The organism is Cupriavidus sp. D39, from assembly GCF_026627925.1.
GTDB classification, from domain to species: domain Bacteria; phylum Pseudomonadota; class Gammaproteobacteria; order Burkholderiales; family Burkholderiaceae; genus Cupriavidus; species Cupriavidus ulmosensis.
The window spans coordinates 2,452,918-2,474,865 of record NZ_JAPNLE010000009.1 but is presented as its reverse complement, the minus strand read 5'-3'; the positions used below and the strand labels follow the sequence as shown (position 1 = coordinate 2,474,865).

General features: G+C 61.6%; 16 protein-coding genes and 3 pseudogenes. 8 read left to right on the top strand and 11 right to left on the bottom strand.

Going from position 1 to position 21,948, the window contains the following annotated elements:
* Window positions 1–56 precede the first annotated feature (56 nt).
* Window positions 57–875 carry an SDR family oxidoreductase gene (locus tag OMK73_RS23520; protein WP_267604148.1) on the top strand — a complete coding sequence of 273 codons (819 nt, stop codon included), beginning with the start codon at window positions 57–59 and terminating at the stop codon, window positions 873–875.
* On the top strand, window positions 865–1,443 hold the full coding sequence (locus OMK73_RS23515; protein ID WP_267604147.1) for a TetR/AcrR family transcriptional regulator: 579 nt from the start codon (window positions 865–867) through the stop codon (window positions 1,441–1,443). Before OMK73_RS23520 ends, OMK73_RS23515 begins: the two co-directional genes overlap by 11 nt.
* An 80-nt stretch (window positions 1,444–1,523) precedes the next feature.
* Here OMK73_RS23515 and OMK73_RS23510 read toward each other — a convergent pair whose 3' ends face one another.
* On the bottom strand, window positions 1,524–2,432 hold the full coding sequence (locus tag OMK73_RS23510) for an AraC family transcriptional regulator (protein WP_267604146.1): 909 nt from the start codon (window positions 2,430–2,432) through the stop codon (window positions 1,524–1,526).
* Between the two features lie 234 nt (window positions 2,433–2,666).
* Here OMK73_RS23510 and OMK73_RS23505 point away from each other — a divergent pair, with 234 nt between their 5' ends.
* The 3 genes from OMK73_RS23505 to OMK73_RS23495 all read left to right on the top strand — a co-directional run bounded on the left by OMK73_RS23505 (window position 2,667) and on the right by OMK73_RS23495 (window position 8,584).
* Window positions 2,667–3,680 carry an aldo/keto reductase gene (locus OMK73_RS23505; protein ID WP_267604145.1) on the top strand — a complete coding sequence of 338 codons (1,014 nt, stop codon included), beginning with the start codon at window positions 2,667–2,669 and terminating at the stop codon, window positions 3,678–3,680.
* A 723-nt stretch (window positions 3,681–4,403) separates the two neighbouring features.
* The gene (locus OMK73_RS23500) at window positions 4,404–5,639 is read left to right on the top strand and encodes an ABC transporter substrate-binding protein (protein WP_267606487.1); all 1,236 of its coding nucleotides are present in this window, start codon (window positions 4,404–4,406) and stop codon (window positions 5,637–5,639) included.
* Entirely contained in the window at window positions 5,636–8,584 is a 2,949-nt protein-coding gene (locus OMK73_RS23495) for an EAL domain-containing protein (RefSeq protein ID WP_267604144.1), read from the top strand. Before OMK73_RS23500 ends, OMK73_RS23495 begins: the two co-directional genes overlap by 4 nt.
* A 160-nt stretch (window positions 8,585–8,744) precedes the next feature.
* On the opposite strand, the gene OMK73_RS23490 is transcribed toward OMK73_RS23495, so the two are convergent.
* From OMK73_RS23490 to OMK73_RS23470, 5 genes and pseudogenes are all read right to left on the bottom strand, one after another.
* Window positions 8,745–10,400 (bottom strand): hypothetical protein, encoded by a 1,656-nt coding sequence (locus OMK73_RS23490; protein WP_267604143.1) that lies wholly within the window; start codon window positions 10,398–10,400, stop codon window positions 8,745–8,747.
* Window positions 10,401–10,567: 167 nt separating this feature from the next.
* Window positions 10,568–11,643, bottom strand: a pseudogene (locus tag OMK73_RS23485) (mechanosensitive ion channel family protein).
* Between the two features lie 308 nt (window positions 11,644–11,951).
* Entirely contained in the window at window positions 11,952–12,743 is a 792-nt protein-coding gene (locus OMK73_RS23480; RefSeq protein WP_267604142.1) for an alpha/beta hydrolase, read from the bottom strand.
* Window positions 12,744–12,783: 40 nt separating this feature from the next.
* Window positions 12,784–14,831, bottom strand: a pseudogene (fusA, locus tag OMK73_RS23475) (elongation factor G).
* Window positions 14,832–14,968: 137 nt separating this feature from the next.
* Window positions 14,969–15,370 (bottom strand): SgcJ/EcaC family oxidoreductase, encoded by a 402-nt coding sequence (locus tag OMK73_RS23470; RefSeq protein ID WP_267604141.1) that lies wholly within the window; start codon window positions 15,368–15,370, stop codon window positions 14,969–14,971.
* 305 nt (window positions 15,371–15,675) lie between these two features.
* On the opposite strand from OMK73_RS23470, the gene OMK73_RS23465 reads away from it, so the two are divergent.
* Window positions 15,676–16,413, top strand: coding sequence for an SDR family NAD(P)-dependent oxidoreductase (locus OMK73_RS23465; RefSeq protein ID WP_267604140.1), 738 nt, complete (start codon window positions 15,676–15,678; stop codon window positions 16,411–16,413).
* Window positions 16,414–16,510: 97 nt separating this feature from the next.
* Here OMK73_RS23465 and OMK73_RS23460 read toward each other — a convergent pair whose 3' ends face one another.
* From OMK73_RS23460 to OMK73_RS39340, 4 genes and pseudogenes are all read right to left on the bottom strand, one after another.
* Window positions 16,511–17,692, bottom strand: a complete 1,182-nt coding sequence (locus tag OMK73_RS23460) for a DUF883 domain-containing protein (protein ID WP_267604139.1) — start codon at window positions 17,690–17,692, stop codon at window positions 16,511–16,513.
* Window positions 17,693–17,757: 65 nt separating this feature from the next.
* Window positions 17,758–18,429: a hypothetical protein gene (locus OMK73_RS23455; protein WP_267604138.1), complete on the bottom strand. Its 672-nt coding sequence runs from the start codon at window positions 18,427–18,429 to the stop codon at window positions 17,758–17,760.
* Window positions 18,430–18,442: 13 nt separating this feature from the next.
* The gene (locus OMK73_RS23450) at window positions 18,443–19,270 is read right to left on the bottom strand and encodes a hypothetical protein (protein ID WP_267604136.1); all 828 of its coding nucleotides are present in this window, start codon (window positions 19,268–19,270) and stop codon (window positions 18,443–18,445) included.
* Between the two features lie 87 nt (window positions 19,271–19,357).
* Window positions 19,358–19,510: pseudogene (locus OMK73_RS39340) on the bottom strand (double zinc ribbon domain-containing protein); the annotation flags it as partial.
* A gap of 389 nt (window positions 19,511–19,899) precedes the next feature.
* On the opposite strand from OMK73_RS39340, the gene OMK73_RS23445 reads away from it, so the two are divergent.
* Both OMK73_RS23445 and OMK73_RS23440 read left to right on the top strand, forming a co-directional pair.
* Window positions 19,900–20,091 (top strand): YqaE/Pmp3 family membrane protein, encoded by a 192-nt coding sequence (locus OMK73_RS23445; protein ID WP_267604135.1) that lies wholly within the window; start codon window positions 19,900–19,902, stop codon window positions 20,089–20,091.
* A 2-nt stretch (window positions 20,092–20,093) separates the two neighbouring features.
* A complete protein-coding gene (locus tag OMK73_RS23440) occupies window positions 20,094–20,657 on the top strand; it encodes a hypothetical protein (RefSeq protein ID WP_267604134.1) in 564 nt (187 codons plus the stop codon).
* A gap of 285 nt (window positions 20,658–20,942) precedes the next feature.
* Here the strand turns inward: OMK73_RS23440 and OMK73_RS23435 are convergent, their stop codons facing one another.
* Window positions 20,943–21,890 (bottom strand): alpha/beta hydrolase, encoded by a 948-nt coding sequence (locus tag OMK73_RS23435; RefSeq protein ID WP_267604133.1) that lies wholly within the window; start codon window positions 21,888–21,890, stop codon window positions 20,943–20,945.
* Window positions 21,891–21,948: the final 58 nt, after the last annotated feature.

Below are 21,948 nucleotides of genomic sequence, written 5' to 3'. Positions count from 1 at the left end.
TTTGACCAAATGACCAGATTGGAATAATGTTCATTTCGGACAACGTGGAGCATCCGATGAACTCCCTTCTGGGCAAGACCGCGGTGATTACAGGTGCGTCATCCGGCATTGGTAAAGCGATCGCGCGTCGCCTCGCAGGCGAGGGTAGCCACGTCTTCATCGCCGGGCGCGGTGTAGAGCGTCTGCAGGAGGTCGCCCGGACGATCGAGGACGCCGGCGGCAAAGCAAGCATCGGTGCCTTCGATCTGAACGATCACGGCGCGCTGCAAGCTTTCGTCGCTGAGGCGGCCAGGCGGACCGGGCGCCTCGACATCATGGTCAATGCGGCAGGCGTCCACCATCCCGGCACCATTGCGGACGGCAGGACGTCGGCCTGGCAGGCGATGTTCGAGACGAACGTGATCGCCATGCTCGTCGGCAGCCAGGCCGCGATCCGCGCGATGCGTGAGACCGCAAGCAAGGGGCATATCGTGACCATTTCCTCGTACGCGGGTGAAGGCAACGCCTATCACGTCTATGGAGCGACGAAGGCGGCGGCCAATTCCGTCTGCCGGGCGTTACGCCAGGAACTCGCGGACGAACCGATACGCACGGTGACCATCATGCCAGGTGCGGTGGCAACCAACTTCGGGCGGCACTTTCCGCCTGAATTCGTCAATGGCATGTTCAAATCGGTCGGCATCTCAACCGAGTTCAAGAAGGGTGATGTACTCTCGGACACAATGCTGGAGGCACTTCAATCCCATGCTTCGGCAATCTTCGCGTCACCCGATGACATTGCCGGCGCTGTGCTATACGCCGTCACCCAGCCTCATGATCTCAGTGTCTCCGAAATCCTCGTCGGTCCGCGCAAGTCCTTCCCAAATGCAGCCTGACACGACCGTTACCGGCGGCGACAAACGTGACCGGATCCTCGACTCGGCGTTGATTCTGTTCCTGCGCTATGGCGTCAAGCGAACCTCCATTGACGATATCGCACGGCAGGCCGGTATCGCCAAAGGCACGGTTTATCTTTCTTTCGATTCAAAGGCCGCGCTTTTCGCTGCGATCGCTGACCGGCTTTGTGCGAGCACGCTTTCAAACGCCGAACAAATCGCAAGCGACGTCACGCCACCAACCGAGCGGATCGTAGAGGTGCTCGACTGCTATATCGGCCAAACGCATCGGCTTGTCTCGCAGTCGCCGCATATCGCCGAATTGACCGCGTCGAAGGAGGCGCTGGCGACGCAAGCGTTCGAGACCCTTGACCGGCAAATCCGAGCAGTGCTCGCTACGCTTCTCAAGGAGGCGGGGATTGGGCAGGACGGGGCCGCTGATATGCTCGTAGCAGCAGGAATCGGAACGCTTCACACGGGCGACACTGCAGCGCAGCCGTACCGAGTCCGCTTGAGCGCGATGGTAAAGACGCTAGTGACGGGCCTCTCCTGCGATGCGAAAGCATGACAACGTGAAAGCGGGGGCGTGCCATATTGCGCCAATTGAAGCGCGAGTACTGGACACCAGCATCGTGAAGCTGAAGTCGCTCACGATCGCGCAGTTGCGCCGCATTCCTGCATGGCCGATGCTCGCAGCCTCTGCGCATCCCGCCCCGGCGGCCTGCCAAATAGCCGGCTGTACTCACGACTGAATTGCGAGGCGCTGTCATAGCCAACGCTAAGTCCCACGCTGGCGACGTCCTTTGACGTGGTCAGCAGTTGTGAGCGGGCTTCCTGGAGCCTGATCTGCTTCTGATACTGCAGCGGGCTCATGGCGGTGACGGCGCGAAAGTGTCGATGGAACGAGGACACGCTCATCGCAGCCAGTTCCGCGAGCTCTTCCGTGCGCAGCATCTCTGCATAATGCATACGGATCCAGCGAATCGCGCGTCCGACGTGCGACAGACGGCTGTCGGCAAGACCGATCTGGCGCAGTAGCGCGCCCTGGCTTCCCGTGAGTATCCGCCACAAGATCTCGCGCTCGATCATCGGCGCGAGGACGGGCGCGTCTTCCGGATGCTCCAACAGCCGCAGCAGTCGCGCAAACGAGTCAAGCAGTTCGGGCGTCGCATCGCTGACAGCCGCGCCGAACGGGTTTGCCATGGCTGGCGCTTCCGAAGCGGTGTCCAGCAACAACGAAGCGATGGCCGCGGGCTTCAACGTCAGGCCCACTGCCAGAAACGGCTCTTTCGCGCTCGCTTTGATCACGTGTCCGCACATCGGGAGATCGACGGTCACGACCAGGCATTGTCCGGCGTGATATTCGAGGAGCCTGTCGCCGAGGGACGCGCGCTTTGCTCCCTGGACGACCAGGGCGAATACCGGCTCGTAGACGCGATGCGTCGACTGCGTCCGCGTGTTCGACACCGACAGGAGGACCCCGGGCAGGCCCGTTGCCGTCAGGTCGTCGACGGCATAGCGGCCAATCAGGGTGCGAAGTTCAGCGAGCGAATCCATGGCTCAAACGTATCCTGGCCGCCCATGAAAGGCAAGCGGGTCTGCCCGAACCTACCCAATCTGACAGGATTGTGCAAGAGCCTGCAAGTTTCGGTCTACCGCGCCGCACTCGCGCGATGGTCTCATTGAAGCTAGCCAACCGGCTCATTTTCCAGGAGAAACCTTATGTCGCTTGATGCATACGTCACACTCGGATCCTCTGGTCTGCGCGTTAGCCCTTTCTGTCTCGGGACGATGACCTTCGGCGAAGACTGGGGTTGGGGCGCGAGCCCCGCCGAATCCGAGGCCATGCTTTCAGAGTACCTGGAGCGCGGCGGAAATTTCATTGATACGGCCAACATCTATACGCTAGGGCACTCGGAAAAAATCATCGGGGACTTCTTTGCGGCGCGCAAGGACCGCCGCCATCGCAGCGTCATTGCGACGAAGTTTGTCGGCAACCTGCATGTTGGCGATCCGAATGGCGGAGGTGCCGGACGCAAGGCGATGGTCGAGCAATGTGAAGCGTCGCTACGCCGCCTGCAGACTGATTACCTAGACCTTTACTGGATTCACAACTGGGATAGGAACACGCCGATCGACGAGACGATGCGCGCGCTCGACGACCTGGTCGCCTCCGGCAAGATCCGCTACATCGGGATCTCCGACACACCGGCCTGGAAGGTCGCGCAAGCGCAGACCGTGGCGCAGTTTCGCGGCTGGAACCGGATCATTGCGATGCAAGTGGAGTATTCGCTGCTGGAGCGAACGGCCGAAGGCGATCTGATACCGATGGCCGAAGAATTCGGCATCGGTGTCATGCCGTGGAGTCCGCTGAAGAACGGATGGTTGTCGGGCAAATACACACGGGAAAACATAAAAGCCGTGACGTCCGACCGTGCGGCGCTTGTCGGCATGCCGGGCGACGAGGAGTTTCCGGTGATCGACGTGCTGGGAGCGGTCGCGGCCGAACTTCAGGTGAGCCCCGCCGCGGTCGCCCTAGCATGGGTTCACAACCGGCGCGGCGTGGCCTCGACGCTCGTCGGCGCCCGGCGTATCGATCAACTGCGGGCCAACTTGAGTGCGCTGGACATCAAGCTCACCGCCGCGCAGATCGCGACGCTCGACGCGGTGTCGAAGCCCGCGCTCAACTTCCCCGCGGACATCAACACCAATCTTTCGCCGAGTTTTATCTTCGCCGGCGCCACGGTCGACGGACAGGCGACGCAAGCGTTGCCTCTGGTCAGCGCAAGTCGCGTTCGGTATTGACGCAAAGAGGCCGCTCCCCGGGCTGGCGCCCGGCCCGTGCAATGCGGGCCGGCGCGGCCACCGGGCGGTGCCGCTATGACGGTTGCCGCCAGGCGGCGTTTCGGTCATCCGAATATGGCATCGCCTTCTTAGGACGGGCCACCTGATTTCCCTCAGGCGGAGAACAGGCCGGGCGCTTGCCCGCTGCCGGTCGGTGCGCCCTGCAGCGACCGTCTCATTGCCGGCCCGGGCGACGATGCCTTGGCTCAACTCCAATCCATGCTTTGCTGCTCTGACGTATAAACCGCGACTTGCCATCACGTGTCGTCGGCGCGTCGCCATCCAGTGCATGGTCGCCGCATGGAGAGATCTACAACGGGCCCGGGACACACATTGATGTCGGCAACCCCTCGTCATGGCGAGGAAATTCACGTTTGCCCGGTAAAGTATTTGCGATTGTTGTCGATATGCTGTGTAGGCACCGCCCCGTTCAATTCGCCTAATCCGCCGTCATGGCCAAACACATGCGCCCCAGCCGTCGTCAGCGTTTCCCGATGTGGGTTGGCTGCGCACCTATGTTGTGTTTGGCAGTCAGTTCAAGTTCCAACGGTTCGATTCCTGGCGCGTCAAAAGTGCCTGCTAAGCACGGCCAATCCATCCCGGAACCGAAAAGTGAATCTCCAGGCGCGACGAATCAACTTTGCCTCCCTGCTAGCTGGCCTCGTCAGCCTCATTCTTTTGTCTTTGTGTGGCTGTCAACAACAAGACAACGCTTCTTCGAGCGCGACCGTACCGGCAAAGACCTCCATTACAGCGTTGATATGGGCTCCAGACTGGCCGGAGGAGATGCTCCAGATTGCTGCCGAATTCAGCAAGCGCAATCCGGACATACGCGTGAATGTGCAGTTCATGATTGGCAATTCGGTCGAAGAAAATATCAAGCCCCGGATCGCCTCTGGCAACTTGCCGGATCTGGTGAGCGTCAACCCGAACGCCTATGCGGCGGAATTGGCCGATCAAGGCATCCTGGCAGACGTGGGCGCCACATCGGCATGGAACAACATGCTCGCCCCGCTCAAGGCGGACTGGACCAGCCGGCAATCCAGGCGTTTTGGCATATCCGGCGGAGTGGCCACGACGCTGATCTACTACAACAAGGACATGTTCGCGAAGGCCGGGATCAAGGAACTGCCGGCCAATTTCCACGAATTCCTGATGGTTTGCGAGCAACTCAAGCTTGCGGCCTTTACACCCATCATGTGGAACGGCGGCTTCCCGAACATGCTTGGCAACGGTCCCTTCAGCTTTGGCTTTGCCAACAATGTGGTGGCTCGCGAGCCAGCCTGGAAGCAGAAAATCGGCGATGGCACGCTGGATTTGAACACGCCCCAGGTAGCCGATATCTTTGTCAGGATTTTGCTGATGGCGCAACGTGGTTTCGTACAAGAAGCATTCATGGCCACGGACTACGATGAAGGCATACGGCTGTTCAAGGAGGGCAAGGTCGCGATGGCCTTTCACGGCAGCTGGGCAGCCGGCCTTTTGCTGCACGGCAACCCCTTCGAGGTTGGCGTGTTTATTCCGCCCTGGAATGCGCCCGGCAAACGGGTGGTGCCTGTGATCGGCAGCGAAACCGGGTTTGCGGTGGGTGAGACGCCCAACAAGGCCGCAGCAATGCGTTTTCTCGAATTCATCACCGGGGAGGGATTCTCCATTATCCAAAGAAAACGCCAGAACATCCCCCAATTCAAGCAGGTCGCGGGAACGCTTGTGAGCGATCAGAAGATTGTGGACTACACCAACCTGGTCAGTCGCTATCCCGTGACCGCCAGCCCGTACTATTCGGTTCTACCCTCCAACTCAATCGAGCGGCTTCATCGATTGATGCAGGATGTGCTGATCAGGAAAATCACGCCCAGACAGGCCGCAAGACTCCTCGACGAGTCCGTCAAGAATGAAGCCAAGATGCATTACAAATGAGATCCATCATAGGCTCGCTGCGAAGCGCTTTCGCATACCTCTCGCTGGACCTGCTGCGCCGTGTCGAAATTCGTTACCGGCTGATGACCGCGTTCATCCTGCTTTCTCTGATACCGATACTTGTTTCGGGCTACATATCGTATGTGGAGTCGACCGCAGCGATCAAGGAGAAAGCGGAGATATTCTCGAAAGAGGTGGTCAAGCAGGTATCCAAGAACATCTTGTTGCGGATGGAGCAGATCGAGACGGAAAGCAGCCTCCTTGTACTCTCTGACCGAGTCCAGGGCGCGCTGACAAGCGTCGCAAACGGCAGTGCAAAGGAGCAGAGCGAGGCGCGCCAGGAGATGACCCGGCTGCTCCTGCAGCACTACGGATCGGCTGACTTCATCAACCAGAAATATCTGCTCGACAAGCACAACCGGATCATGGACACCCAGGCGTTCGCGCAACTGACTCGGGGTGTCATGCGCCTGGTCAAGCAGGCTCCCGATCATAATGGCCGCCCTTACTGGGGCAGTTACGACAACGGCGTTGGACAACAAAACCTCGGGATGGTGCGTGCCATCATCGGCAAGAGCAACAATCTGCAGATCGGCAATCTGGTTCTGGAAATTCGCCCCGAGCACTTCTCGACGATTCTCAATGACGTCGCCTTGGGGAGTGGAACGGAAATCTACGTGCTCGATGCCAGCAACACCAAGGTGATAGTCCGTGCCGACGGCACCTCCACGAACACAGGCGGGACGGCCGAACCTGGCCTGATCAACAAGATCGCTAACAACGCACCAAATGAGGCGCAGGGTGGTTTCGTCGACTTCGAGGGCAAGCGCGGAGGGCGCTACCTTGCCGCGTACACAAGGATTCCCGGCACGACATGGGTCGTGGTCAGCACAATCCCGGAGAAGAAGCTGACCGCAGAGGCTCAGTCCGCGCGCAACGAGATCGTTCTGGTTGGCATCTCGGGGTTCCTGCTTTCGATCTTCCTGGCCTACTTCATATCCCACAGCATTTCGGCACCGCTCAAGGAACTGGTGCGAAAGATGCACGATACTGGCAACGATGCAGGAGCCGAGGAAGAGGCGCTTGCGCAAGAGCACACCGGTGCAGGCGGCAAGGATGAACTAGGCAGGCTCGCGCAGCGTTTTGAACGAATGAGTGCGGCGATCAAGCAGAAGATCCAGAAGATCAACGAGATCAACGCCTCCCTTGAGCAGACTGTCATCGAGCGAACAGCGGAACTCGTCACCAGGGAGCAGGAGTCGCGAACGTTGATTGAGAACTCTCCGGACACGATCACCCGCTACGGCCGGGACCTCCGCCGCACATACGCCAATCCCGCTTTCTGTGCCTCGGCGGGGTGCAGCCTCGACGAATCGCTGGGCAAGCGGCCCTCAGAGATCCTCGGCGGCGCCAACGCGCTGATCTACGAGAAGAAAATAGCCGAAACCATTTCAAGTGGAAGAAGTGCGCAACTTGAGTTGAGATGGGTCAGCAGGGACGGACAGGAACATTGCACCCATATCCGCCTGACGCCAGAGATTGACCAGTCTGGCAGCGTGAACTCGGTGCTGGCTGTCGGTCGTGATTTATCGGATCGGATGGCATTCGAGGCGACGATCTGGAAACAGGCCAATTTCGATGCGCTGACCCATCTTCCGAATCGCCAGATGTTTCATAGCCGTCTCGAGCATGAAGCCAGGATATCGCATCGCTCACGGCAGCGCATGGCCTTGATGCTGATTGACCTGGATCGGTTCAAAGAGGTCAATGACTCCTTGGGACACGACACAGGCGACATCCTGCTGATCGAGGCCGCCAGGCGAATCATTTCGTGCGTGCGCGAATCGGACATTGTCGCTCGTCTTGGCGGCGACGAGTTCACCGTCATCCTGCCTAACCTGGACGACACCGAAAGCATTGAACGGATCGCCAAGACCATCATTCACAAGCTGGCCGAACCTTTCAAGCTCGGTGCGGATGAGGCCTTCATTTCCGCCAGCGTCGGCGTCACGCTTTTCCCCGACGACGCCAGCGAGCTTGATGTCCTTTTCAAGAATGCCGACCAGGCCATGTATGCGGCCAAGAACGCCGGGCGCAACCGCTTCAGCCACTTCACGCCCGACTTGCGGGTGGCGGCGGAAAAGCGCCTGCGTCTCACCAGCGATCTACGTGCCGCCTTGCCTGGCGGACAGTTCCGGGTCTACTACCAGCCCATCGTCGACCTGGCGACTGGGGAAATCTACAAGGCCGAGGCACTGATCCGCTGGCAGCACCCCGAACGCGGCACGATCAGCCCGCTGGATTTCATTCCGTTGACCGAAGACACCGGGCTCATCGTTCCGATAGGGGATTGGGTGTTCAAAGAGGCCGTGCACCAGGCCCGTCAATGGCGCGGCCGATTCCATCCGTGCTTCCAGATCAGTGTCAACATGTCACCGATGCAGATTCGCCAGGAAAGCCTGGTTTGTATTCAATGGTCCGAATATCTCATTCGGGAAGGGATGCCGGGGCAGAGCGTTGCGATTGAAATCACCGAGGGGCTGTTACTGGACGCCGAACTGAACGAGAAACTGCTGACCTTCCGTGATGCGGGGATTCGGATCTCGATCGACGACTTCGGCACCGGTTACTCGTCCCTGGCCTATCTCAAGCGCTTTGACATCGACTACCTCAAGATCGACCGTTCATTCGTACAGAACCTCGGCTTTGACGGCGACAATCAGGCGCTTTGCGAGGCAATGGTCATGCTAGCTCACAAACTGGGAATCAAAGTCATTGCCGAGGGGGTGGAGACGACAGAGCAACGCGATTTTCTCATCAAGGTGGGTTGTGATTTTGCCCAGGGATTCTTGTATTCCGAGCCGGTTCCGCCTGATCAATTCGAGGCATTGGTGTGGCCGAATATCGAGGATAGGCCTGGCAGTCAGGCTTGCGCCACGCTTTAGTGGCGGAATCAAGCCGCGTCCGGGGGTAGCCGGCTTGCAGCGCCTTGAGGCCTCGCCCGGGGGAGGCATCCGGCGGTTACCAGTATCTGGATGCGACCGCCGGCCGGCCGGGACTGGCTGGGATTCCGTCTGTCTCGCCATCTCAGGGCGTCGTCTTGTTCTAGTTGATGCTTGCCGATTTCGCCTTCTCTCTGTAGTGTCGTGCTTCCTGGATTTCAGGCCGTTCCGTGTCCGCGTCCGCCGTCAGGATGACAAGCTTATCGAAGTACCGGGCGGCAGTGACATCGTCCTTGGCCATGTGCGCCGCTTTCGCAGCACCGTATAGGCTGCGCAATCTATTCGGGGCAGATCGCAGGGACGCTTCGAACTCCCTGGAGGCAGCCTTCGGTTGCTTCAATTCGATGAGCAACTCGCCCAGCAATTCCCGCATCGGATAGAGACGATTCTCCATGGCAACGTCCTTCTCACTCGCGTCCTCGAGATTGGCTGCCTTGCCCATGAGGGAGAGGGCCTCCTGATCTTTCCCTTCGGCAAGGGCTGCCCACGCGGACGTGGCCAGGATCTGCGCCTCGGTCTGGGCCACCCAATAAGGTTGATTGGCCTTTTCGAGCAAGGAGCGCAATTCCCTCAGCTTGTCGATGTTTGCCTGGGCGCCCGCAGCATCGCCGCTGCGTGCGGACCCAAGTGCGCGGGCAAAATAGGTGATTGCCTCCGCCTGCGGGAAGCGGCTACCTCTGGGCTCAAGTGCCGCTGCTTCTTTCCAGGCACCGCGCTCGAGCGCATATCGCGCCGGTATGGCGGCAAGGGCGGTTTGTACTGTTAGCGGGTCGATGGGAAACTTACGCACGACCCCCGCCTGGTCTCGTACTTCGACCGCATGCTTGTCCTGGCCCATCTGCAGATATGCGTATTCCATGAAGTCCCATGAGTGCGGCGCACCAGGATGCGTCGCCCCCGGCCATGCCTTCGCAGCGACCTGGACCATGACATCGAGCGCACGCTCGTTCGATTGGACCGACTCGGCCCACATGCCAAGCATCGAGTACGTATGTGAGGGCATATGCAGGGCGTGCGGTGCGTCCGGCGCGATAGCCGCATATTTTTGCGCAAATGGCAGCCCACGCTGCGCCAGCGCGGTGCAGTCATAGCTGTGAATCAAATAGTGAGCAATGCCCGGGTGATTCGGCTGACTACTGTAAATCCGCTCGAGAATCGCGCCCGCCTTGCGTTGCTTGGCGTAGGTCTTGTCGCTGTGCAACGCCGCTTCATTCAGCGCCAGTGCGTAGAAGATAGCGGCTTCGGTGTCCTGCGGGTACTTCGCTGACAGTCGGCCCATCGCCTGTTCGTAGGCAAGTGTCCTGTCCGGCTGGCTGACCTTGTCGTAGTCCTTGTAAAACCACTCAATGGCCCGCAACCAATCACTCTCACGCTCAGTTTTAGGACCAAGGGCGAGCCCTTGCCGCACCGCTTCCAATCCGCGTTTCAGGGTTGCTTCATCGTAGGGACCGACCAGCGGGTTGGGCCGCTGGGCGATGGCGATTCCCCAGTAAGCGATGGCACATTGAGGATCGGCTTCCAACACGGCCTTGAACGCAGGGACCGTCCTCGAGTAATCGAAGGAGTGCAGGATTGCCACCGCACGCTCGAACCGGCCTTGCGCTGCCGGCGTGCAAGAGGTCGGAAAGCGCACCGTACCGAATTGTCCGGCACTTTGGGCGCCAGGCGCAATGGGAACGCCCTCTGCGTGTGCGTTGAGGGGCGCCACAATCGTCATGCCGAAGAGGGCAAGGCTGGCAAATAGATGGGCTGCATTCATGACGCGCGCTCCTTGACCAGCGGCCGAACATGAGCACTTGCGCACGATTGCGGTGCTGTGGTCACAGCTAGTGAGGGAAGGTGAGGCCGAATTTGCTACATGTATAGGTCAGGCGCAGCAGGCCGGCAAGGATCTGCTCATGCTGGAAGTGGGAGCGCTTCGGCGGCTCAGGCGGGCGACGGCGTGTTTCCCGGCGGCGCGCCACCGTCGTCGTCAATGCGCAGCCGTGGCAGGAACTGCGGGAATTCGCGCTGCATGAAGTCGATCAGCCCTTCGCGCACGATGCAGCGCAGGTCCCATGCCTGGCCAGACGAGGCCGCGGTGCACAGTACGCGTATCTGCATCGTCCGCTCCGTGGCTTCGGTGACCACCAGATTGAAGAAGCGCTGGTCCCACTGTGGCGCTGCGCGCACGATGCGCTCTAGTTCCGTGCGCAGCGCAGCCAGCGGCATACCGTAGTCGACGTGGAAGAACACGGACCCCATGATCTGGGCATTGTTGCGGGTCCAGTTCTGGAAGGGCTTCTCGATGAAGTACTGCAGCGGGATGATGAGACGACGCTCGTCCCATATCCGGAGCACGACGTACGTGCCGGTAATCTCTTCCACGCGACCCCACTCACCTTCGACGATGAGTACGTCATCGAGCCGGATAGGCTGCGTCAGGGCGAGTTGCAGCCCGGCGATCAGGTTGCTGAACACGGGCTTGGCTGCCAAGCCAGCGATCAGGCCAACCACGCCTGCCGAGGCCAACAGGCTGGCGCCGACTTGTCGCGCCCCCGGAAAGGTCATGAGCAGCATCGCCGCACCCATCACCACGGCTAGCGTCATCGCAGTGCGCGAGAGAACGCGTGTTTGCGTGTGGATGCGCCGCGCATTCATGTTGTCTTCCACGTCCACGGGGTGCCGATCCAATATACCCTGCGCAAAGCCGGCAATGATGCGCACCACAAGCCAGGTGGTTGCGGCAATGATTAACAGGCCGTTGAGATGGCGCACGCTGTCGATCCAGGGTAGATTGTCTGGCGCTGCCTGCCAGACTGTCTGCAGCGCCAGCAGGGCAAGACCACCTCAGCCGGGGCGCGCGCTTTCCTCACCATCACATGCAGCACTGGGGCGGGCCGGGTAATACGCATCAGCAGCAGCCCGCCGAGGCGATGCGCCAGCAGCGCGACGACGACGGCGATCAGGGCCGCCACCCATGTGCCGAACCAGGGGTGGGCGATGAGGATTGCAATAGTCATCGGTCGATCGTCCTATGTCATTGCGGGTTGCGCGTTGTGCAAGTAAACGACACGAAGATGGGACAGAAGTTTCGCCGTCGGGGGCAAGGCGCTGCAGCCACATGGATCCGCGCACGAGGAAATATGAACCGAACCCGGTGTGGGTTCGAATGCAAGCTTCAGCGCATGACGGAATTCGGCTCCGCGCGCGCCATGCTTCTGGTGGGGGAGGTGGTGCTTGCCCATGCGCGAAGGGTCTTGTTGCCAGGCATCGTGTCGATCACAAGTTGTTGCGGTCGACATGCATTGGAAGTCGGGGCGGCCGCGACTCAATCCGAACCCTTGAGCAAGAAGCGAAGGGCATCGCGCCACCAGCCATCGTCCACTCGCTCGAACCAATCGTTGTGCTCGGCACCAGGCACTACGCGCAATTGCCGAGGCGCTACCAGCCCCTTATGCAATGCCACGCCAAAGCGCGCCGGGACGATGCTGTCGCGCTCGGCAACTACCACGACCACGGGCCGGTCGAACAACGCCAGGTGGGCCGCGCTGTCGTAGCGGTCCCGCAGCAGCCACGACACCGGCAGCCAGGGATAGTGGTAGCCGGCAACATGCTGCAGCGTGTCCCATGGCGTGATCAGCATCAGGCCTGCTGTCTTGTCCCGCTGGCGCGCTCCGGCCGCGGCCGCAACGCCGGCCCCCAGCGATTCGCCGATCACGAGCAGCGGCGCGCCATATTGGCAATAGGCCTGCGCGATGATCTGCTCTGCATCCGCCACAAGGCTGGCTTCGCCCAACGGTCCCGGGCGCGGTCCGTAGCCGGGGTACTCGGCGAGAATCACGCGCAGGCCCAAGGGCGCCAGCGCTGCGGCGTAAGCCTTACGGTTGCCGGCATGTCCGGCATTGCCATGGAAAACAATCGCAGTGGCACGCACCGGCCCGGCGGGCTCGGCAACCAACCCCTTGAAGTCTTGCGAAGACGGCCAGGCCCTTAGCCCGCCAGCAACCAGCTCTGGCAACTCCGCCTTGACAGGGAAATACAGAAACTGATCCTGCAGAGCCGCAAGGGCAGGGGAAGGCAGAAGAGCGCCGAGCCATAGCACAAGTCCAGCGGTCTTCATCGCCATTCGCAACCCGGCACCCCCGCATCCAGGCATCCCATCAGTCCGCGCTGTCCCCATGCGCCTTGTGCTGCGACGCCATCTGCTGCTGTTGTGCGGGCGGCACGGCTTCGTAGTGACTGAGCTGGATCGTGTAGTTGCCATGACCGCCAGTGATGCTGTTCAGGCGCGACTGATAGTCGTTGAGCTCCGACAGCGGCACCTGTCCTGTCACGAGAACGCTGTTGCCTGCCGCGGTACGCGTGCCACGCACTTGGCCGCGCTTGGCGGAGAGGTCGCTGATGATGTCGCCCATTGCCGCTTCGGGCATCGTCACCTCGATATCCACGATCGGCTCCAGCACGCTCGGCCGCGCCTTGAGCACGGCCTCGATAAAGGCCTTGCGCCCCGCGGCCGCGAACGCCACTTCCTTCGAATCGACCGAATGGCTCTTGCCGTCGTACACGGTGACGCGCACGTCCTGCATCGGAAAGCCCGCCAGCGGCCCACTCTCCAGGACCTGGCGGATACCCTTTTCCACAGCGGGAATGAACTGGCCCGGAATCGCGCCGCCCTTGACCGCATCGACAAACTCAAAGCCGGTGCCGCGTGGCAGCGGCTCAACGCGCAGCTGCACCTCGCCGAACTGGCCGGCACCCCCGTCTGCTTCTTGTGGCGATGATGCCCCTCGGCCTTGCCGCCAATGGTCTCGCGATAAGCAATCTTCGGCGGCCGCGTCACCACCTCCAGCTTGTACTGCTCCGTCAGGCGCTCCAGCGCGCAGCGCAGCTGCAGCTCGCCCAGGCCAAGCACAACGGTCTCATTGGTGCCGGCCGGATGCTCGATGCGCAGGCAGGGGTCTTCCGCGCTCAGCTTCTGCAGCACCTCAGCCAGGCGCTGCTCGTGGCCGCGGCGCGATGGTTCGATCGCCAGGCCATAGATCGGCGTGGGAAAGTCGAGCGGGGCCAGGTGGATGTGAGCATCCTCGCTGGCATCATGCAGCACGGCATCGAAGGCGATCTCGTCGATCTTCGCCACGGCGCAGATGTCGCCGGGTCCGGCCTGCGGCACTTCAACGCGCTCCTTGCCCTGCAGCATCAGCAGATGCGCGACCTTGAAGGGCTGGCGGGCGTTGCCGATAAAAAGCTGGCTGTCACGCGTGACCGTGCCCTGGTGGATGCGGAACACCGCCATCCTCCCCAGATACGGGTCCATCGTGATCTTGAAGACATGGGCCAGCACATGCTTGTCGGGCACCGGCTCGGCGCGAACCGTTTCCTGGCGCTCGCCCGCTTCACGGTAGAACAGCGGCGGATTGCCCTCGGCCGGGTTAGGCAGCAACCGCACGATCACGTCGAGCAGTTCCGGAACGCCCGTGCCGCTGGTCGCCGATGTGAAGCAGATCGGCACCAGGTGCCCCTCGCGCAGCGCCCGCTCGAACGGCGCGTGCAATTGCTCCGGCGCAATCTGCTCGCCCTGCTCAAGATAAAGCTCCATCAGCTTGGGATCGATCTCCACCACCTGATCGACCAGCGCCTCGTGCGCCGAAGCCACCGACAGGAAATCCGCCTCGCCCGCCGGGTTGAAAAAGCAATCGACAACCTCGCCAGCCCGCCCCGCCGGCAGGTTGATCGGCAAGCACTCCTTGCCGAACGCCTCCTGGAGGTCCGCCACCAGCTTGGGCAGATCCACCTTTTCCTTGTCGATGCCGTTGACCACGATCATCCGGCACAGCTTGCGCGCCTGCGCCCAGGCCATCATGCGCCGAGTTGTCATCTCGATGCCGGCCTGCGCGTTGATGACGATGGCGGCCGTCTCCACCGCCGCCAGGGCGCTTATCGACAGGCCGGCGAAATCCGGATAGCCGGGCGTGTCGAGCAGGTAGATACGGGTGTCGTGATAGTGGAGGTGGGCAGCCGCCGTGGCGAGCGAGTGGCGATATTTGCGCTCCAAGGGATCGAAATCGCACACCGTGGTGCCGCGCTCGACGCTGCCGGGCATGTGCAGCGCGCCTCCCTTGTGCAGCAACGCCTCGACCAGCGAGGTCTTGCCGCACCCCGCGTGCCCCAGCAGGGCGACTGTACGAATGGCATCGGGACTGTAAAGCATGGTCGCCCTCGTCCGGCAATGGCAGTTAGACCATTATTGGCGATATAGGGCGGGAACGCCATGCGCGGTAGCAGCGTGGCTTGCCTGGTGCACTGCACAACGACTGTCTTGTCCCTGCAGTTCACCCGGCGACGCCATCATGACGGCGTCGCTGCAGTTTCCGCCGCCAGCAGATTCGCATCCCGCGCAAGCCGCCAACGCCCGTCGGCGTCCTTGCGCAGGATCGTCAACGTATAGCCGGAGCGGCGCACGGCGGGGCTACCGCCAGGCGGCGTGATGGTCATCCGGATATGGTTGCGCAGATAAGCCCAGTCGCCGAGGACCTGGATTTCCTGGATGTCGTAGGCGCCCTCGATCTTGACGTTCTTCATGCCTTCCGACGCCGCCGCGAACGCCTTCTTGCCGAAGGGCGGCTGGCCGGCGACCATGAAGATCACGTCGTCCGTCATCAGGTCCAGGACGGTGGCGATATCGCCGGCCTTGCTGGCGGCGAACCAGGTGTCGACTACGTCGCGGATGGCACGTTCGTCTGGGGTCATTCCCGATAGCTCCTGTAAGGGTCAAGCCAGGGCAAGTGCGCGCCCTGCGCCCGTCCGGGACGCAGCGCGCGCACTTGCCCATTCTAGCTGGCAGAGCGCGGCAGACCGACGCACGCGGTACGGCCCCATATCGCCCTGAGCACCATCAATTCGAATCTGGAATAGCTGTTAGTCCCGCCAGATGGCTACCGGCAGGCAGGCCTCGTTATTACGCTCTATCCGTGGCAACCAATACCGGCACCACTTAACGAAGCCCCTCCGGCCAGCACCACCAAAGCCCGAGGGACTCGATCTGGAGAACCATCATGGCTAACAAGCTCGAAGGCAAAGTCGCGTTGATCACCGGAGCCAGCGCAGGCATCGGCCTGGCCACCGCCAAGCGGTTCGCATCGGAAGGCGCGCGCGTCTTCATCACCGGGCGCCGTCAGGTCGAACTCGATCAGGCCGTCAGCGAAATCGGGCACGGCGCAGTCGCGATTCGCGGCGACGTGGCAAATCTGGACGACCTCGACCGCATCTACGCGCAGATCAAGGAAGAAGCAGGGCGCCTGGACGTGCTGTTTGCCAACGCAGGCGTCTATGAATTCGGTACGTTCGGGGAGATCACGGAGCAGCACTTCGACAAGACCTTCGACGTGAATGTACGCGGCACGCTGTTCACAGTGCAAAAGGCGCTACCGCTGCTGGTAGACGGCGGCTCGGTCATCCTGACCGGATCCATTGCCTCGTTCAAGGGCTACGCCGATTTCTCGGTCTACAACGCCACCAAGGCTGCAATACGCTCGTTCGCCCGCAGCTGGACAAACGATCTGAAGCCACGCCATATCCGCGTGAACTCACTCGCCCCGGGCCACACCCAGACTCCCGGCCTGGACACCCTGGTGACGCCGGAGCACAAGGCCGCGATGATTGACGCTACACCGGCGGGCCGCCTGGCCACGGGAGACGACCTCGCCAAGGCCGCGGTATTCCTCGCCTCGGACGACAGTGCCTTTATCTCGGGTATCGAGCTTTACGTGGACGGTGGGGTAGCGCAGATTTGATTGGGATTTTATTGGACGGTGTCGTAGGTGAGGAGGTGGACATTGCGTCCGCCTCCTCACCTGCTCGCCCTAATGCCGTCCTAACGCCGCCGTGCCATCAAGCCGGCCGCTTTGCCCCGCACTCGCCGCAGAACAGGTCATCCGCCGCCATGGGCGCATGGCAGCTGCCGCAGGCCGATGCCACCGCTGCGGGCGCTGCAACCTGCGCAAGCGCCGGCACCGCAGGCTTGGCCTGCGGCGATGCCTTGGCCTCGCGCATGCGCTCCGCGGCACGGTCTCGCGCCTGCTCGGCCTGGCGCTTTGCCTGCGCCATGCGCTCCTTCAGCATCGCCTCCGAATCCGAGAAGTCCATGCCGTTGACGGTCTGCAGATAGATCAGGCAGGTGCCGTTGATAAAGGTCAGGAACGGGATCACCAAGGCAATCGTCAGCAGCAAGCCTGCACCAAAGCCAAATGACTTGGCGTAGGCCATGCCATCCTGCAAGGCAGCCATGTCACCGCGGTTATAGCCGCCGCCAAATCCGCCGCCACCGTAGCCGCGACCGAACGGATTGAAGTCAGGGAACATCGCCAACAGCGAGCTCATGGGGCTGGCACCCACCGCGCTAGACAGCGACGCCGACATCACGGCGCCATAACCCAGGATGCCAAAGACCACGAACGACAGCACCGCCACCAGCACCAGCAGCAGGAACATGTTCACGATCACCTGCAGCAGCCGGTGACGGCTGATCTGCATCAGCCGCGCCACCGTCTGCACCGCCGTATTGCCCTCCCAGATAGCAGGCGCGGCCAGCGGGTAGCCCACGTACCCCAGGCCCGCGAACGTCGCGCCGATGACCACCGCCACCAGCGGAAACGCAAACGCGTACAACAGCGGCCCCAGGCCCGGGATCTTGCACAGCAGGAAGATCAGCAGCGCACCCAGCAGCACCGCCAGGTAGCCCAGCAGCAGCAAGATGCCAACGCCAAGGAACCGGTGCGCGGTGAACACCGCCTGCAGCACCGCATCCACAAAGCCGATGGTGTGCCCCTGCGCCTGCCGCATCAGCGTGATGCCCACGGCGGAGTACCCCACCAGCATCACCCCCAGCGTGACCAGGCCAAGCAACAGCCCCAGGAAGAAGCTATGCGCGATCGTATAAGTGGTGAGCATGCCCGCGATCAGCGTTGCCACGCCCGCCATGCCGCACATTGCCAATGCGCGCCAGTTGGTAATCGCCTCGGCCGCCCGAAGCAGCGCGTAGGAAGGCGCTGCAGCTTTTTCGTTTGTCGTCATGAACTTCATTTATCCGTATTGTTATTGGTTCTGCGGTTGCCTGATTAATCAACGCAGTGATCGACTCAGTGATCCAGCATGGCAACGGTGAGCGTGTCGCCCACCTGCGCCAGCTGCAGCTGGTTTTCCCGGGTGATGCCAGGCTTGCCATTCAGCACCACCTGGCTCTTCAGGCGATACGTGCCCTGCGGCGCGCCGGCCGGCAGCTTCAGCGTGAAGCTGTTGTCAAACTCGCCACTGCCCGGCGCCGAGCTGACGATCTTCTCGCCACGCTTGAACTCCTCCCCGGACGGCGCATAAACGGTCAGGATCTCCTTTACCTCCTGAACCTGCTCATTGGTGCCAGACACGGCGCGGATCGTCGACTGCAGCTTGATTGCCTCGCCAGCCTTCACCGCACCACTGGGCGTCACAACGGTGTTGTACGCATTCACCTCGGCCGTGCGCGGCAGGCGATTGCGGTTGCTCACCATGTACTCGCGGTCTACCTCCGCCGCGGTCTTGGTCTGCCGCGTGGCAACCTCGATCACCGCGCATGCAGCCAGGCCTGCGGCCGCGCCACCCACGGCGCCCTTGGTGCCGCCGAGCAGCCCGCCGACGATGGCACCGCCCGCGCCAAGCGCCGCGCAGCGCAGGACCGTCTCACTGCTGATGGCGCTCTGGCCGCCCTGGGTGGCGCAGCCGCTGGCTAGCAGCGCGCCAAGGGCCGCCACTAGAATCGTCTTCTGGAGTTTCATGATTTGCAGGTAGTTATTCGAGAGAGGTGTTGGAGCGCAGCGCTTCCATCTGCCTGGATTTGGCGTTGCTGATCAAGGTCTTGGCTGCGCGGTTGCCGGCGTCGATGGCCAGGACGCTTTCGGCTGTGGCGATGGCTTTATCGTATTGGCCTTTGGCGATGTGGCCCTTGGCCTTGCGCAGCAGCTCGTCGACCTTGGCTTCCATGGGATCGATTTGGGCTACTGGCTTGGCGGGTTTGGCCGGTGGCATAGGCGTGGGGAGGGCCGGCGCCGTGGTGGCGAGCGAGGGCGGTTCCGGTGCGGGCGCGGGGGCGGGGGGCAGGGTGGCCGCCACGGGTGCGCTTGGCTCGGGCTGTGCTGGCTGCGTCGGGGGTTCCGGGGGCTGGACGGGCTGGGCGGGTTCGCTCGGCTGGGTTGCCATCGTGGTTTCAGGCGGCGATGCTGGCTGGGAGGCTTGCACCTGCGTCGCTTGGTCGACCGGCGGGGTGGGTTGCTTGCCGCTGTACCACCAGAACAGGCCTCCTCCGGCGACAGCAACTACGGCGGCGATGCCGGCGGCGATCAATACTTTCGACGATTGTCGTGGTGCGGGCGCTGTCGCGCTTTGGGATGTCGAGGTGTTGGTACCTTGCCCCACTGTTGGACGCGATACCTGGGCTGGTGTTTCGATGTTGCCAGGCTTGGGAGCGATGGGTTGAGGAATGTGCTCAGGCTCGACCTCCTGGGCGACGATGGTTTCGGCCGGTTCTACTACAGGCAACTGGTCTGCATCTGGTGTTATATCGCGGACTAGTGGCGCCTCCACCTGCGCAGGCTCGGCCACCACCTCGGCGGGTGCCACGGCCTCTGGTACTAGCGTAATCGAATGTTGCGAAGCATCGTCTGCAAGTCCTATTTCCACAGTCGTCGGCCGTGTCCCGCATTTCCTGCAGAATTTTGCGCCGGCTATCAGTTCAGCGCCGCAGCCGCTGCAGCCTGCAGCGGCTCCCGCCGATGCTTGGGCTTTGACTGGCGTTCCGCATGTTTTGCAGAAGCGCGCGCCGGCTGGGGTGCTGGTGCCGCAGTTTGTACAGCTTGTCATTCCATTCCCTTGGTTATTGGTATCTCCGGGCGCAATTCCCCCTGGCTGATGTGGTGCTTTCGTTCATTACTCAGCAGGGGAGATGGCTACAACCCGCGCGATGTCGAAGCTGGTCAGCGTGAGCTCCGCCCGGGTCGGCTTCGGATGCTTGGCTTTCGCGGCTTTAACGGACGATGGCTGTGTACGCTGAACCCCTCATCGGAGGGGAGGCAGGGGTTTTTATTTTTCTCCGCCTGCGGGCCAGTGATGCTCGGGATTCGCAGGCGTGCATTGAAGCCCACCCCCAACTTCTTGGGGGTTCAGGACCGCATGCTTCTGCCGATACAACGAATTGCCGTGTCGTGCCAAACAGGCGCGCGGATCCCTAAACCTGCCATCGGATATAAAAGTTGCGCCTCTTCCTTGCGATCTTCCTACCCTGGTTTCAATTCTTCACGATCGGCCGCCCGTTCGCTGGCATCATCTGCTTGCTTCTCCAACTCACGCTGATCGGCTGGATTCCAGCCGCAATCTGGTCAGCCTATGCGTTGAGCCAATATAAGACCGATCAAAAAATCTCTAAGGCTCTCGGCAGGAGGTAAGCATGGACGCGAGGAAGCAAGCGATCGCGGGAGTTCTTGGGCTCTCCCTGACACTCCTTCTAGCCGGCTGCCAAGACATGAATGGACTGGCGGCGGTAAATCAGGCTCTCGGCACAATTAACGCGACTCTGGGCGCAAGACCTACCGGCGGCTATGCAAGTCAATCCGCAGGCACCATGGTGTACGTTCCAGAGGAAACTCGGCAACGAACCTCCGGCGCAATGACTGCCGCTCAAGCGCAGGAAATCAATCGGATGATTGCCGATGCCAGGCCTGCAATCGAGAATGTCGTGGCACTGGCGGCTTGCGGTGCAGACCGGAACCGAATGAATCGCTATATAGATCCGGATTCTTCGTTTAGTTACTACATGAAGCCTGCCGATTCGATGCGATATCACAAGTCAGGGTGCCTGACTCCACTGCGGATAGCCGGATGGAAACGGAAATCGGCGAATGCACTTGAATTCTTCGCCGACTACGTATCCCCGCAAAGCGAAGAAAGCGCGCGTCAACGATACATTGCTGTTCGCCAGCCGAGTGGTGAATGGCTATTTGGCTTCTACTGATCGATCCGCCCATTTCCACAATCGCTGTGTTGTCGGGAAGTCACGCTGATCTTGGGAGGGGTGCCTTGGCCGATGGGATGACGTTTGCATTGAGGCGAGCGGACGGCCGTTATCGACCCATTGCGGCCATATGGACTCTCGGAAAGCTGACGTTCGACGCGGCGTGGCAAACGCATCCTGGACATTGCCCGTTGCGTACCGGTCACGAATAGCCAATCGTGACAGGATTCAATCAGGGTCTTCCTTCGCCAACTGAGTGGGCTGCATCGCCATCCGGGGCATGCGCTATCGAACGCCGCGAATGAACGCAAGTATTCCCGTGCCCACTGTATCGTCGGGGCTGTTGATCGAAAAAACCTCAGAGAAGTGGTTCTGTCCCGGGAAGCGTGTGAATGCTGGACAGCGGTTGGCTTTGCAGAGCGCGTCCTGGAGCTGCAGCGCCTGGAGCTCCACGGCGACGGGATCGAGTTCCGCGGTTGCCACCATGAGTGGCAACGGTGTCTGCTGAAGTCCGGGCACTGACGAGCGTTCCGCGTACCGGCTGACGTCGTCGCCGAAATATGCCTTGAGCGCCGGGCTAATCTCGGCGGTAGCGGGGTCGAAGATGGTCGCCGAGAGAAACGCCGCGCCAGCCAGTCCTACGCCAACCGGTCCATAGAACTGTGGGTGGGCGACATAGGAGGCCACGAGCACCGCGCCGGACGAGTGACCCACGAGAAAGACCCGCTTCGGGTCGCCGCCCTGCGCGGCGATGTTCTCCTGAACCCAGCGCACTGCCAGACCCAGATCTTCGGTGCCCGCTGGCCAAGAGTTCTGCGGTGCCATCCGGTGATTGAGATTGACGCCGATCAGTCCGCGGCTCGCGGCCCATAGCATCACGTTGTCGTAGAAGGGGCTGTCGGACGCATGTTTGTCACCGCGCACGAAGCCGCCGCCATGCACGAAGATCAGCACGGCACGCGGCGACTGGAGCGCAGTCGCGGGTACGAACAGGTCCAGCCTCTGGCTGTCTGCCGGCCCGTAGTTCAGATCCCGCGAGACACGCACTCCCGAATAAGACTGTGCCTTCAACAGCGGCACATATAGGGCGGCGGTGCTCGACGGGTCAACGACTCGTTCCAGCGCCTTGAGCTTTTCGTCAAGATCGGGCGGCACCTGCGCCAGGGATAGGTGACTGGCGACGCCCAAGGCCAGAATCGCCAGGGCGCGCCCGAAAATTTCTCGACGGCTCATCACAATCTCCCGACGCAGCTCGCACGGTGACCAATCGGGGTCTTGTCTCCGCACAGGT

Bases quoted from the DNA above. Each gene is read 5' to 3' on its own strand.
- OMK73_RS23490 (WP_267604143.1), bottom strand. From the start codon at position 10,400: ATGAATGCAGCCCATCTATTTGCCAGCCTTGCCCTCTTCGGCATGACG.
- OMK73_RS23510 (WP_267604146.1), bottom strand. From the start codon at position 2,432: ATGGATTCGCTCGCTGAACTTCGCACCCTGATTGGCCGCTATGCCGTC.
- OMK73_RS23455 (WP_267604138.1), bottom strand. From the start codon at position 18,429: ATGAAACTCCAGAAGACGATTCTAGTGGCGGCCCTTGGCGCGCTGCTA.
- OMK73_RS23435 (WP_267604133.1), bottom strand. From the start codon at position 21,890: ATGAGCCGTCGAGAAATTTTCGGGCGCGCCCTGGCGATTCTGGCCTTG.
- OMK73_RS23440 (WP_267604134.1), top strand. From the start codon at position 20,094: ATGGACGCGAGGAAGCAAGCGATCGCGGGAGTTCTTGGGCTCTCCCTG.
- OMK73_RS23505 (WP_267604145.1), top strand. From the start codon at position 2,667: ATGACCTTCGGCGAAGACTGGGGTTGGGGCGCGAGCCCCGCCGAATCC.
- OMK73_RS23515 (WP_267604147.1), top strand. From the start codon at position 865: ATGCAGCCTGACACGACCGTTACCGGCGGCGACAAACGTGACCGGATC.
- OMK73_RS23470 (WP_267604141.1), bottom strand. From the start codon at position 15,370: ATGACCCCAGACGAACGTGCCATCCGCGACGTAGTCGACACCTGGTTC.
- OMK73_RS23465 (WP_267604140.1), top strand. From the start codon at position 15,676: ATGGCTAACAAGCTCGAAGGCAAAGTCGCGTTGATCACCGGAGCCAGC.
- OMK73_RS23495 (WP_267604144.1), top strand. From the start codon at position 5,636: ATGAGATCCATCATAGGCTCGCTGCGAAGCGCTTTCGCATACCTCTCG.
- OMK73_RS23480 (WP_267604142.1), bottom strand. From the start codon at position 12,743: ATGAAGACCGCTGGACTTGTGCTATGGCTCGGCGCTCTTCTGCCTTCC.
- OMK73_RS23460 (WP_267604139.1), bottom strand. From the start codon at position 17,692: ATGACGACAAACGAAAAAGCTGCAGCGCCTTCCTACGCGCTGCTTCGG.
- OMK73_RS23520 (WP_267604148.1), top strand. From the start codon at position 57: ATGAACTCCCTTCTGGGCAAGACCGCGGTGATTACAGGTGCGTCATCC.